Source organism: Segatella intestinalis (assembly GCF_029348455.1).
Classification (GTDB): Bacteria; Bacteroidota; Bacteroidia; order Bacteroidales; family Bacteroidaceae; genus Prevotella.
In genome coordinates, this window is record NZ_JARJVV010000022.1 from 34,003 (window position 1) to 48,088 (window position 14,086).

A 14,086-nucleotide genomic window follows, 5' to 3' on the forward strand; every position below is an offset into this window, starting at 1 on the left:
CATGAAGAATTATATACAGAAGGTGGCGTGGGCATTGGTTTTACTGCTTGCCGCCACACTGTCCCTTTCGGCAAAGGACGGGACAGCCGTGAGAAAACTCTTCAAGAAGGGTGTCTCTGACAGTATCTCCGTAGGAGGTAGCAAACTGGTCGTTCTTCAGAAAGACCTCATTCGGAACAGAAGCCTTTCCGTGAACTCTATCGGAGAGGAGAATGTTCCTGAGCTTGACTTTGCCATGACCAATGTCACGGCTGGAGGACATGGCTACCGTTTTCTCCCTCACGGAACCCATTTCACAGGCGAGGGCGCGACTGTCAAGATAAAGTATGACCGCACGAGAATACCAAGCGGCTATACCGAGGACGACATCCGTACCTATTACTATGACCCGGCCGAGAAGCATTGGGTTGCGTTGGAACGTGTGCGTGTGGACAAGAAGGAAGAGTGTGTCGTTTCAAAGACGACCCACTTCACAGACATGATCAACGGTGTGATACAGGCACCGGAGTCTCCGCAGACCGAAGGCTTTGCCCCGACGATGATGAACGACATCAAGGCGGCAGACCCGACGGCGAAGATAAATGTCATTGCGCCTCCAAGCGCAAACAACCGTGGCTCTGCCAACCTGCAATATCCGTTCGAGATGCCGCCAGCACGAAACGGTATGCAGCCAAGCCTTGGCTTGCAGTACAGCAGCGAGGGCGGTAGCGGTTGGCTCGGCGAGGGTTGGAACGTCAGCGTGCCAAGCATAACGCTTGACACCCGGTGGGGCGTGCCTCGTTATGACCTATCAAAAGAAACGGAGACTTATCTTTTGTCCGGTTCAATGCTCTCCACTATGGATGACAACGGACAGATGGGAGTCGCACACCGTGGCGAGAAGATGAACAGAAAGGCTGACCGCCAGTTCTACACCCGCCAAGGCGGTGATTTCAGCCGTATCATCCGCAAGGGTGACAGTCCTGCCAACTATTATTGGGAGGTTACAGACAAGCAGGGTGTCAAGTACATCTATGGCGGTGACGGAGCTGTTGTAAAGGGCAATGTCACCGATGCTTCTGGCAATACCCGTGAGGTGATTGCCGAATGGAAGCTGAAACGTGTCGAGGAACTCCACGGTGACTATATAGAATATGTGTATGACATCGTGGATGAGGATGTGCGTGGCGGCTTGAAGGCCAAGGCTGCATATCTGAAGGAGGTTCATGCAGGTAATGCAGGACAGGAACCGCACACCGTTGTACTCTTTGATGGCAACAAGGTAAAGCAGGTAAAGACCAACAATGCCCGCTATGGATTCCTCGCCTCCTCCAACAAGCTGCTGGAGAAAGTGACCGTGAATTTCCAGGGCGAGACATTGCGCAGCTATGCCTTCGACTATAAGGAAGGTGCATTCCACAAGGAAATGCTCACTGGTGTCAGACAGTATGACAACAACGGCAAGGAGGTCTCCTTCCAAAACTTCGACTACTATGATGACGTACAGGCAGACAAGGGCTATGTTCCTTTCAAGGATGATTCCGAAAAATGGAACACCCATGATGATGGACTTGACGCAGGGTTCATCAATCCGTTAAAGGCTGTCAGCAAGCGTTTCAGCGACAAGCCAACTGCACTTGGCGGAACGACAAGCTCTTCCGTGAGCGGTTCGTTCTATGCAGGTGTGGGTGTCGTGGACGGAAGTCCTTGGAAAAGCAATACCGTGGGTGGCTCTTACAGCTATTCAAGCGACACGAGCAAGGGACTTTCCGCACTCGTTGACTTGAACGGTGACGGACTTCCTGACAAGGTGTACAAGTCCGGTGGTTCTGTTTATTATCGTCCACAGATTAAGACAAACAACGGAGAAGTCGTATATGGTGAGCCTATCAAGGTAAAGGGCATCAGTAACTTCTCGACAACCAAAAGTTCTACCAACACTTTCGGTGCGAATGCCGTTGTCGGTTGGGATGTCCTGACTGCCGTTGTCGGAACGGACAAGTCAACCACTAAGACCAAGACCACTCAGTATTTCAGCGACATCAATGGTGACGGACTTGTTGACCTCGTTTCCAATGGCAAGGTCTATTTCAACCACTTGGAGTTTGACGGATCTGGCAATGCCGTGCCTACATTTACATTGAGCAGTGCCGACACGCCAAGCCCAATTATCTATGGTGGCAAGGTTGACACTTCCGTCATGGAGGTCAGTAAGGATGAGCAGGCGGAAGCCATCAAGAACTCACCGATGGAGGACATAGTGCGTGTATGGCAGGCTCCAAAGGACGGAACTGTCAGCGTAACTGGTCAAGTTAGCCTCATTGCACCAACAGATGACTATGATGCTGACGAGTATCAGAAGGCAGACGGCGTAAGAATTGCCATCCAAAAGGGAGGCAATGAACTTTGGAACAAGACGATAGCCAAGGGTGACAACAGTCCATACAGCGCAGCCGTATCATCTGTTGCCGTCAAGCGTGGTGACAGAATCTATTTCCGTGTCCAGTCTGGCTCTGAGGAAACAAGCAACGGCTCATTTGATAAGGTGAATTGGTCACCTACCATTACTTACGTTGGCGAGTCAAATATCTTGCCTAACGGGCTTTCTTCAACAGAGTACAAACCTGAGGATGGTGCCATCTACGATGTGAACACCTCCGCCAATGTGGAGAATGGTTCAAGCGTGGAAGTTCACAGTGCCTTCCACAAGCCTGTAACAACCGACGATGTTGTTCTCAGCATCATTGGCAGCAACGACAAGAAAGACAGTGCCGGAAACGACAACCCGAACTATATCGAGAAGACTGTCTTTGCTCGTACACTGAAGGCTAATGAGACTTTCAATGGCGATTCACTCAACATCAGTCTGGAGAATACAGAAAAACTGACCAATTTCAGCTTTGAGATTTCATCCACCTCAAATGTTGATTGGAAGAATATAGGTTGGCAAGCGTCCGTAACTTACAAGGATTCTGCCAATGTTGAGCATACCATGGCAGTTCCTGCACATTACAAGACTTTCGCAAAAGCCTTGGCAGAGGGCAAGCCATACTTGACCACAGCGACTGATACAATTCTGGTTGTGTCGCCAGTGCTTACCCTTTCTGACAATTCCATCAATGGACAGGTTACTTTGACCGCCAAGACAGAGGATGCACTCATCGGCAAGAAGTCTTTCAATATCGAGAATGGCATCTTGAAAGCCGATACTCTGCGATTTGCAACTACTGCAGGAAAGAACATCTGGTTTGAATACAGCTATCCGGCAGCAATCTCTAATGAAACTGTTACTTCAGCCTCTGTTTCCATTCTGAAAGATGCGGCAGGTCTCGTAACAGAGAATGTGCTTGCAGGATTCTATGCAGAGAATGACAATCTTGGCTTCGGTATACTTTACCGTGGCTGGGGAGGTTTTGTCTATAACTCGGCAGAGGGCAGATATGCAAAGCCTATTGACGAGTCATTGCTGAAATTGCCTGAAAACGAGAACGACAAGGTTGACCCTCTCACGATGGCATTCACTCCATTGGGTACAGACCAGACTTCTATGGACAAGTGGGTCGGTCAGCGACAGGACATCTATCTTACTGCAACCGAGGCAAGCACAGCCCGACTGACCGAGCAGGATGTTCTTCTCTCCAATCCGTTGGAGAACGATACCGAGGTAGCAGGACTTGCAGGTGAGTATTTGCAAGGTACTGGTGCTGCGGCAGTAAGCCAAGTGATGTCCAGCAAGAGCACGGTAGTGCAAGGCGGTGCGCTTGGTATCACACACAACGATGCGAGCGGTAGTGCCAAGACAGAGGTCACCATGATGGACATGAATGGTGATGGTTTCCCGGACATCATCGCTGGTGGTACGATTCAATACACCAACTCTCTTGGTGGACTGAGCGGCGAAATCTATAAGGGCATCGGCTCCAGCAACTCCGACAATGCTTCACAGGCATGGGGATATGGCGGTAACCCTGTGGCTTCAGCGTCAAGCATCACAAATCTAATCTCCAAGGGCAAGGCAACCATACTGAACCAGCAGACTGCATGGCTGGCTCAATTCTCCATTTCTGGCAGTGCGCCAAAGAATACGGATGAGGCAGTTGAATCTTTCATTGACATCAATGGCGATGGACTTCCCGACAAGATTCTTTCAGACAAGAAAGTAAAACTGAACCTTGGCTATGCCTTCACTGAGCCTGTTGACTGGGTGCTGGACCGCATCCAAGGCGGTAAGTCTCTTTCCTATAATTTTGGTGCAGGTGCAGGGGAAGATTTTGGTTGGGGAACTACCCAAAATAAGAGCACAAAGCAGTCTATAAACAAGGCCTCCGGCAGTTTCTCAGCAGGCTTTGGCATCGTAACCTCTGAAAGTGAGGAGGAATACAATCTTATCGACATCAACTCCGATGGCCTTCCAGACAAGGTATGGAAGAGCGACCATGGTATCATTGTTGCCCTCAACACTGGTAACGGCTTTGACGAGCCTATCAGTTGGAAGGGTGTGAGTGCGCTCAGCGAATCGGCATCTACTTCAGAGTCTGCAAATGCAGCGTTCACCCTGACCATCAACATACCTGTTATAAGCATCAAGATTTCAACCAACCCTGGTGCTTCTACCTCTCATAGCATCAACCGCCCTACATATTCTTTGCAGGATGTGGACGGTGACGGCTATCTTGACATCGTTGAGTCTGAGAAGGAAAGCGAGTTGAAGGTTACACGCTCTGCCATTGGCAGGACAAACATGTTGAAGTCTGTCACCAACTCCTTGGGCGGCACTTTCACACTCGACTATGCGCATACCACTCCTACCTACGGACTTCCTGGTGGCAAGTGGGTAATGTCTGCCCTTACCGTTGATGATGGTATCCATGACGATGGTCCTGTCATGACAACCGCCTTTGAGTATAAGGACGGCAAGCGTGACCGCCATGAACGTGAGTTCCTCGGTTTCGGTGAGGTTATCACCAAGAACCTCGACACGGAGAATGGCAATTCTGTTTACAGACAGGCTGTTGAGAACTACGATGTAGCCAACTACTACACGCAGGGCAATGTTACCGCCACATCCGTAGAGGATGCCAACGGCAACAAGTACACGGAGACAAAGAACCGTTACGACAGTTATTATATGACTGCCGACGGTGACAAGTACACATTCGCAAAGCGTGACGTGAACCTTTGGAGTGACCGTGCATCTGCATTCGTACCTCTCCGCTATACGGCAAACTTGCAGTATGAGGGAGCGGCAAACGGTGTGGTTACATCCGAGGCATGGAATGAGTACTACCTCAATGGCTATCATGGTGAGTTGAAGTCCTACAAGTACAGCGACAAGGGCAGTCTTGGCGAGGACGGAAACGGCAAGTTCGATTATGCGACTGCTATCAAATATACCGACAATGCAAGCAAGCACATCTTCGGACTTCCTGTTGATGTGACTGTTACAGGCGGTGACGGCTCACTCTATCACCATGTGACGGCGAAGTATAATACCAACTACGCCAACCACATCACGCAGATTACACAGCAGTTGAATGACGGTGCGGCAGTTACTGATTACAAGTACGACTCTTACGGCAACATCATCCAGAAGACCCTCCCTGCCAACAGCAAGGGACAGCGCATGTGGTACAAGTACCGCTATGAGCCGGAAATGAACATGTATGTGGAGCGTATTGACGATGCGTGGGGCTACCGCAGCGAGCAAGGCAATTTTGACTATCGCTATGGCATTGCCAAGGAGCATCGTGACCTCAACAACTTCTACTACGAGACTGATGTTGACGACCTCGGTCGCATCACTGGCGTGCGTGGTCCTAACGAGTTGGCTACAGGCGTGCCTTATGCCATCGCCTTTGAGTATCAGCCATTGGCTACATTCAATGAGAGTGGCATTACCGCTCCTGCATACGCAGTGACCAAGCACTACGACATCCAGCACCCTAACGACGACTTGGAGACCGTTACTTTCGTTGACGGTTTCGGAAGAGCCGTGCAGGTGAAGAAGGACGGTATTGTGACAAGTGCTGCAAAGGGCAACTCTGCCAAGGATGAGAACGTGATGATAGTCAGCGGAAGAAACATGTATGATGCTTTCGGACGTGTGGCAAAGGCCTTCTATCCTACAACGGAAGGAACCGGATCGAAGTCCACATTCAACAAGTCATTTGACAATGTATCTCCAACGGTTACTGTTTATGACGTGCTCGACCGTGCTACCTCAGTGACATTGCCGGACAACTCTACGACAACTACGGCATATACTGTTGACAACGGCACTCATGCACTTGTTACAACCGTAACAGACGCACTCCATAATGTGCAGGCTACCCATACCAATGGCAGTGGCAAGACCTTGAAGACCATCCAGAAGAGCGGTCCTGACGGTGAGATTACCACCTCGTTTGAGTATGACGGCATACAGCGCCTTGTTCGTGTAACCGACACGGAGGGCAATGTAACGACCTCTACTTACGACATGGGTGACCGCCGTACTGAGGTGAACCATCCTGCAAGCGGCATCACAAGTTTCACATACGATGCGCTCGGCAATGTGCAGACTAAGCAGACTGCCAACCTTGCCAAGGAAGGCAAGTTCATCACCTACGATTACGACTATCAGCGTCTGACAGGTATCAACTACCCAGATCATCCGGAGAACAACGTGAAGTATTACTATGGTGGTCGCAATGCCTCTCAGAACCGTATCGGTCGCTTGATGCTCCGCGAGGACGGAACAGGTGCCATTGAATACTTCTATGGCAAGATGGGCGAAGTCACCAAGACCCGCCGCACGTTGATTGTGCCTAACCAGGCGATAGCAACCTACGTGACGCAATGGACTTATGACAGCCACAACCGTCTGTTGGAGATGATTTATCCTGATGAGGAGAAAATAACCTATTCTTACAATCTCGGTGGTCAGCTTGAAAAGGTTCATGGCTACAAGTCATACGGCTACGACTATGTGAGCAAGATAGGCTATGACAAGTTTGAGCAGCGCACATACTTGAAGTATTGCAACGGTGCTGAGACCTTCTACACTTACGACCCACAGCGTCGCAGATTGCAGAACCTCACGGTGAATAGTGGTGGCAACACCATTATGGACAATGCCTATACATACGATGCGGTGAGCAATGTGCTCAGCGTGGTAAACGGTGCGTCAGTTCCACAGAGTGGAAAGGCTGGCGGACAGATGGCTCATGCCTATACATACGATGCCCTCTATCGTATTGTCAGCGCAACTGGCACTTATACTGGTGCTGACAACAAGACCGCAAGCTACACTCTTGCGATGGGTTACGACAATATGCACCGTATCACTTCGAAGCGTCAGATTCTCACGCAGAACAACGTGCAGTTCAACGGTACATTGAATGCAGGTTATGATTTGTCATACACCTATGGAACAGAGACTGGCAAGAAGTTCCAACTCGCCAATGTGAAGGATGTGAACTACCGCACAGAGGAGACGCCTTCGGAGAGCAAGAATGTGAGCAACAATCATGCCTATGAGTATGATGCCAACGGTAATCTTGTTTATGTCAACACAAGCCGTACCAAGAAGGACGGTGTGGCTGACGAGAAGACCGCAGAGCGCAAACTCAAATGGGATGAGGAGAACCGTCTCCTTGCTTCTGACGATAACGGCTTTGTGACCAACTATTGGTATGATGCAGACGGTGAGCGTACGGTGAAGACATCAGGCGAGAGTGACCAAGTTTATGTGAACTCTGAGTTTGCAGGAGGTCGCACGAACACCGCCAAGTTCTCACTCTATGTATCACCTTATCTCGTTGCCAACCAAGGCGGACGCTATACAAAGCATATCTATATAGGTAGTCAGCGTGTCGTTTCCAAGATTGGTGACTTCGACTCTTACGGCTCAGATCCACGCCGCATCCAGTATGCAGGTAGTGAGACTGATGGACTTTCTGTTGACTATAAGCAAAAATATGTCCAGCAGTTGCAGGTTATCAAGGATAATTATGCAACCTTTGCAGTGCCGTACAATGGCGAGGACAACAACGACTATGTCGATGGCAAGGGTTTCTGCTGCAATGACGGCAGCTTGGAGGCTGCTCAGACACGAGCTTTAGCGAGAGCTGCAAAGAACAACTTCCAAGAAGGCGATACATACGAGAAGATGCAGTTCTACTACCACCCAGACCACTTGGGTAGCAGTAGTTACATCACTAACCTTGACGGTGAGGTGGTGCAGCATATCGAGTATGTGCCTTTCGGAGAGATTTTCATAGAGGAACGCAACAACATCTGGAATACACCTTATCTTTTCAATGCGAAGGAATTCGATGAGGAGACGGGATTGTATTACTATGGGGCGAGGTATTATGAGCCAAGGTTGAGTCTGTGGATAAGCGTAGATCCTTCAAAAGAAAAATATCCAGACATAAGTTCTTATACATATTGTCATAATAGTCCAATAGTTATCATTGACCCAGATGGCAAAGATGATTATAAGATGAATGCAAGTGGATATTTAGTTTTTTGGAGACGAACTAATGCAAAATCTACACATCGCGTATTTATAGGAAAAGCAAGTATTGTCGTTGGGCGAAATCTCGTAAATCAGTTGGTAAAAAACAAGGGTAATCAAGGTTCTTTTGCTGTAACGGCAAATGGTGATGATGCCTTTAAGTTCTTCACTTTTGCAGCAAAACATACTAAGGTTGAATGGCGATTAGTTGGTATTAGAAATAGTTCCGGTACTCAATTTAAATTGAGTACAAACTTTAGTACAGGTTCTGTTTCTAACGACATGAGTGATGCAAAAAACATGTTGTTCCATCTACATAGCCATCCTTGGAATACGAATTCGAATGGGACTAAAGCATCAGGAAATTATAATGAATACAATCGGGTGTCTTCGGGAAGGGCAATTAGCAATTATTATACAGATGGTGATGTTTGGACTCTGAATGATATTTACAATGAATATCATAAGGCAAATCCTAATAAAAGGTTTGAAAACTATCCAAGAGCTTATATATACTACTCTGGTGACAAAAAACAAAGAAGCCAATTGTATGAATATAATTTGAAATGTGCAAGATTTAATCCACTTTTCACACCAACTTACGAACAAATAAAAAATAGAATTTATAAGAAATGAAAAAGATTTTTTTTATATTTTTTATTCTATTGACAAGTTGCATAGCTAAGGATGGACCATTCTCACCATCCTTGGCTATGGTTCTTGATGGGATAATTAATGAAAATCCAGAATACAATGTTATCCAAATTCAGGCATCCAAATTGGAAGGACATGAATTACTTTTCATCACTTGTCTTTACAATTATAATCCTAAAATGATTGAGGGTTATTATATATACAAGAATAAATTGGTTACATATTTCCAAACTGACGAAACCGATCGGTCTAATATAATAGACTCTAATTTTTTGCATAAATATGAAGGGGAAAAACTTAGTTATAATTGTATATATTCTTCCAACGTCACTTCAGAGCCAAGACTGAATGTGTATGAAATTATGAAGGACAGCAAATTAGCATTGTTAAAAAGACCAGAAAAGACTTTATACAGAAAGAATAAAATAAAAGGAAACAATGTTGTCATTAACAAGCAATTGAATGAATTTGTTAATTCCTATATTTATAATAATATAGATGTGTTATATGAATTACGTTTTAAAAAAATGAATGGTAAACACTATGCAATAATACGTTCTATGATATATTATGATAAAAATAAATATGATGGATATTTTCTTCGAGATGGACACTTGATAGTTATATACGGAATTGAGGCATCTGAAAATTTATTAGATAAAACATGGATAAAAAAGAGCAAGTTAGGAATACCAAATTTTAAATATAGAACTATAGATGAATGGAATTATCCTTACCCTATGAAATTAGAAATACTTCCAAATGGAGACGTTAAGGAACTATCCCTTTCGGAAGGATTCGCTATATAGAAATACTATAATCGGAGGAAATTTCCTATAATTTTCAGTCCTTGACATTATAGGTATATTTTGAGCAACATATCACAAAATGTATAAGTTTTAAAAATCCGTGGATTACCCAAGGGAAAATCCACGGTTTTTAAAACATTCTTTTTCAGAACATAGTGTTTTGCATCCATTCTTTTAGGTTCATTCCCAAACGAGTCTATCAGAATAATGCTGCTGTCATTCTTCACATTATAAAATATATTGTCACCACTTTTCGGATGTTCAAGCATCAGAATGCTGCCGTCAAGCACTTTGAAGACACCATTCAACACTTCGCAACTATCCGAATCGTTTAGAGATTTCTTCTTCAAACGATAAGTACCATCTGCATTTAGCGTGAGTGTTGTTTCAACATTAGGTGGCAACACGCCGCAATATATTCCTGCAATGGAATCCAAGTCAATACTGTTTTCTAAGATTGCCGTATATTCTTCGACTTTAACAGGGTCAATATCGGCATCATTCTGTTTCGTATCACATAAAATATAAGAAGTGACAAGTGAGATAACCAAAACTGCTATAATTATCAATTTCTTCTTCATAACCATCATAAAAGAAAAAGTGTCCGCAATGTCAAGCGAATGGCATCACGGACACGAATGAATAGTTGAGTTAATGAAAAGTTAATATGCTGCTACATTGCTGATGCATGGAACGCCTCTTGCATCATCGAACATGATACGGAGTCCGTTCGTCTTTACTTTATCGAAGCGAAGGATGCACTTGTAGCCGATGGCCGTTGTCTATTATTTCTCATTAATTTTCTTTTTAATTTCATTCGCCTCTTTAAATAGGCTATTAGCAATGCTATCTTTAATTGCTGCCATCTGTATCATTTCGTTATGGTAGCGAATTGAGTCCTCGTAAGTATTTACATGAGTTCTCACATTCTCAATAACTTCTTTATTAGGGCATACAGAGAAGTTCATTTCGATGTATCGAACATTGGGGTCGTCAGATGGAAGAACCATCTTCAATGCCCGATACTTCAAGTCTGCCTCCTCCCAATCTTGGTGCTCTCGCCATTGGGTAAGATTGCCCCAAATGGATATGACAAGTGACAGAACCATGCCAACAATGAAAAGAAGAACATACTTTGAAGTTGGCTCAAAGCGGTGGGTGACAACCTTCTTTTGAGGTGATTTGTTCAGTACTTCAAGTTTGTCCTGCAATGCCTTCGAGGAAACATCATTCCCTTGTATCATCTGCTTAACTGCATCAACCAAGAACTTGCTTCGCTGCTCATTTTTGCCAAGTTCAACCTTAATAAGGTCAGCAAAAACGACAATGGCATCTCTTAATTTGGATATTTTACCTCTGACTTCCTCTTCTTTGATAAACATCGCATTGATTGACTTATCCAACTTGGTTATGTCATTACTTGCAGGAACGGTTTCCGCTCCTGCGTTATTTGTGGAGGCAGAAAGTTTATCGACTTTCTGCTCCAATCTCTCAACTGTGCCATAGATGGCTTCCAATAGTTCTTCTTTCATGTTCGATTCTAATTTTAAGTTTGTAACTTGCATCAAAGGCTGAAGCCCTTTCTGCGTTTCCTCTTTTTCTTCTTGGCGGATTCATCCTCTGGGAATGACTCATAAGTTTGGGCATTAGACGGAGCGAACAAGCCGATGGAAGAAATACCACTCCAAGGGTCTTGGGTATGTTCTGCCGTTGGTTGAGTCTGTTCTACTTGGTGACAACTTGGTTGTCCTCCCTGCATAGATTCGGCTCTTGGCGATACACGATTATGCTCTGTGCCAAGTCTTGCATCCAACTTGCCAAAGCTGCATTCTCTGCAAATCTGCGTACCCTTGAAACTATATCCGTCCTTGCAGAATCGGATGCCTTGCACCTTGGTTCTCTCCTTGTCCTTATAGACTAACTCCAAGTGAACACCTCGCTTTGCAAGTTCATTCTTGAACTTATGCCAACTATCAGCGCCTTTCAAGGCATCCTTGACGGCATTGTGAATCTCATATTTGGCACGCTCAGCATTGCGTAATTTGCGAGTGTTAGTCTTGCTCTTGTCAGTTCCGTAAGTAAGCCCATACTTGGATTTAAGAGCCTTGGTCACTTGCTCATTACGCCTGTAATCATTCCTGTCTGATATGAGCTTGCCCTCGTTATTGATGCGGTTGTACACAATATGGCAATGTGGATTGTCGGTGTTGTGATGCCTTACGATGATGAATTGAGTATCTTTTATCCCCATCATCTGCATGTATTCAAGGGCTATCTTAGCCATGAATTCATCCGTCAAACGTGGCTTGTCCTCGGGCTTGAAACTGAGTGCAATGTGTCCCACAGGCTTCTTAATCCTTGGATTTAGCTGTCTTTGCAGCTCAAAACTTTGTACTATCTCGGCATTCGTGCCGAGTAACACTCCATCGGATGCAAGGATTTTCGCCTCGTCCTTGCCTGTAACATAGCGGATGCAACCAGCAAATGAGCTGCCCTTCTTTAGCTTGCCTATCATGTGGCATCCTCCTTTCTGCCCATACTGCTTGGCTTCGGTTTATAACTTGCTTGGCGATACTCGCCAAGGATGGCTTTCAATCTTCTCAACAAGTCCACCACATACACATGGGTTTCGTGGAAGCCTCTCTGATGCGACAGCTTGGTAAGTTGGTTGAGGTTGTTCGCCATGCCTATGAGACTCTTAGCGATGGCTACCGTCTCTGCGTTGTGTCCGCTGACCACCTCGCCGTTCAAGGCGGACTCACGGATGTACTCCGCCAACTTGCGGTTAGCTTTTCTTGCCCTCAGTTTCAAAGCCTCGTAGCTTGGCTTCGAGAACTTCACCGTGACAGACTTCGACAGCTTGCGAACCCTGCCTGTGGGCGGTCTTCCGCCCTTTTTCTTGTCCTGTTCATGTATGCTTGTCATTCTATACACTGTTTACAGTTGGTACACTCACTTTCTGCGACCGTCGGGAGCAAAATTCCTCCGCCCTCATGGTGGAGCGAGGCGTTTTGGGGTTCCCAAAACATAACCTCGCTCCCTCTCAGAACACGTTAGTTGGAACTACAGCCTTTCAGCTATCCACGTCCAAGGTCGCAGACCTTAATTCTCACAATTTGCGCCAAGCCTCGAAGTCCTCTTCATAAAGGCTTAGGTGGTGGCGCACGATGTTCTCGATGATGCCCGATACGCTCATGCGTCTCCCTCCGAGGATGCGGACGACACGATCAAGACGGTCTCGTACATCAGAACTGACGAAGACTGGCTTGCGGTCGTCAATCCTTGGAACTTGGAGGAAGGTCTGCTGATACTCCTCTAATGTCGCCTTGCGCTGCTTGCCACTGATGCGCTTCTGCGGATTCGGTGGCGATAGAGCTTCGTTCGTTAGCTCGTCCTCCATACAGGAGGTTGTTGCAGCCACATTCTCTGTCACAACTTCTAAATCGGAGTTCTCCACCTCTTCAAAGAAAGAGCTATGTTCTTGGGCATAGTCTTTACCATAAGTGGATGATTGAAGCGAAGCCACCACCTCCTGTGTCATTTTCTCCTGCTGTTCAGGAGACATTTTCGTTTCTTTTGTTCTTGCCATAGCTTATGCTGTTTTATTTGTTAGTATAGTGGTCACGGTTTGCACCATTGACCGATTGTCGGGTGCAAAGTAAGTGTACTGAGTGCAGCCATGCAACTGATTGGGTGTAACGTGGCAATTTAGTTGTGGCTTGCTTATTTGCATACCGAGATAGCTGTGAGAACTTCAACGTATTTCTCAACTCATCATTGTTCATGTATTCGTTGCAGTCGTGCAAGTTTTTCTTGTTGATTTTGGCGTTGAAGTCGGCAAACCCCGGCAACATACTGCCACAGAAATTGAAAACGCTTGTTTTTAGATTGCCGTGCCTTATCTTTGCACTCACAAACGTGGAGCACAGCATATGCGTGGAGCTTTGCGACATATAACATAGTATTAACTTAGAAAAAGAAAAGTATGGGATTCATCGTATTCGAGGAAGAAGCATTCAACAATCTTGATGCCCAGTTGGAGAACTTCGTGAAGCGCATGGACAGAATCCGTGAGCGCAGTGAGGACAAGACCATGAACAAGTGGCTCGACACGCAGGACGTGTGTCAGACGCTCAACATCTGC

At 46.0% G+C, this 14,086-nt stretch carries 8 protein-coding genes; 2 read left to right on the plus strand and 6 right to left on the minus strand.

Going from position 1 to position 14,086, the window contains the following annotated elements; all coding sequences use genetic code 11:
• Position 1: 1 nt before the first annotated feature.
• Together P3T48_RS13115 and P3T48_RS13120 are read left to right on the plus strand one after the other, a co-directional pair.
• Positions 2–9,115, plus strand: coding sequence for a toxin TcdB middle/N-terminal domain-containing protein (locus tag P3T48_RS13115; RefSeq protein WP_276506975.1), 9,114 nt, complete (start codon positions 2–4; stop codon positions 9,113–9,115).
• Positions 9,112–9,942 (plus strand): hypothetical protein, encoded by an 831-nt coding sequence (locus P3T48_RS13120; protein ID WP_153114141.1) that lies wholly within the window; start codon positions 9,112–9,114, stop codon positions 9,940–9,942. Before P3T48_RS13115 ends, P3T48_RS13120 begins: the two co-directional genes overlap by 4 nt.
• Before the next feature lie 47 nt (positions 9,943–9,989).
• Here the strand turns inward: P3T48_RS13120 and P3T48_RS13125 are convergent, their stop codons facing one another.
• The 6 genes from P3T48_RS13125 to P3T48_RS13150 form a co-directional block, all read right to left on the minus strand.
• Entirely contained in the window at positions 9,990–10,523 is a 534-nt protein-coding gene (locus tag P3T48_RS13125) for a copper resistance protein NlpE N-terminal domain-containing protein (RefSeq protein ID WP_276506976.1), read from the minus strand.
• Positions 10,524–10,727: 204 nt separating this feature from the next.
• Positions 10,728–11,474, minus strand: a complete 747-nt coding sequence (locus P3T48_RS13130) for a hypothetical protein (RefSeq protein WP_276506977.1) — start codon at positions 11,472–11,474, stop codon at positions 10,728–10,730.
• Between the two features lie 32 nt (positions 11,475–11,506).
• Positions 11,507–12,457, minus strand: a complete 951-nt coding sequence (locus P3T48_RS13135) for a relaxase/mobilization nuclease domain-containing protein (protein WP_276506978.1) — start codon at positions 12,455–12,457, stop codon at positions 11,507–11,509.
• A complete protein-coding gene (locus P3T48_RS13140; protein ID WP_276506979.1) occupies positions 12,454–12,867 on the minus strand; it encodes a plasmid mobilization protein in 414 nt (137 codons plus the stop codon). The genes P3T48_RS13135 and P3T48_RS13140 overlap by 4 nt, the downstream gene beginning before the upstream one ends.
• Before the next feature lie 184 nt (positions 12,868–13,051).
• The gene (locus tag P3T48_RS13145; RefSeq protein ID WP_117678570.1) at positions 13,052–13,531 is read right to left on the minus strand and encodes a DUF3408 domain-containing protein; all 480 of its coding nucleotides are present in this window, start codon (positions 13,529–13,531) and stop codon (positions 13,052–13,054) included.
• 13 nt (positions 13,532–13,544) lie between these two features.
• Positions 13,545–13,856 carry a hypothetical protein gene (locus tag P3T48_RS13150; RefSeq protein ID WP_276506980.1) on the minus strand — a complete coding sequence of 104 codons (312 nt, stop codon included), beginning with the start codon at positions 13,854–13,856 and terminating at the stop codon, positions 13,545–13,547.
• Positions 13,857–14,086: the final 230 nt, after the last annotated feature.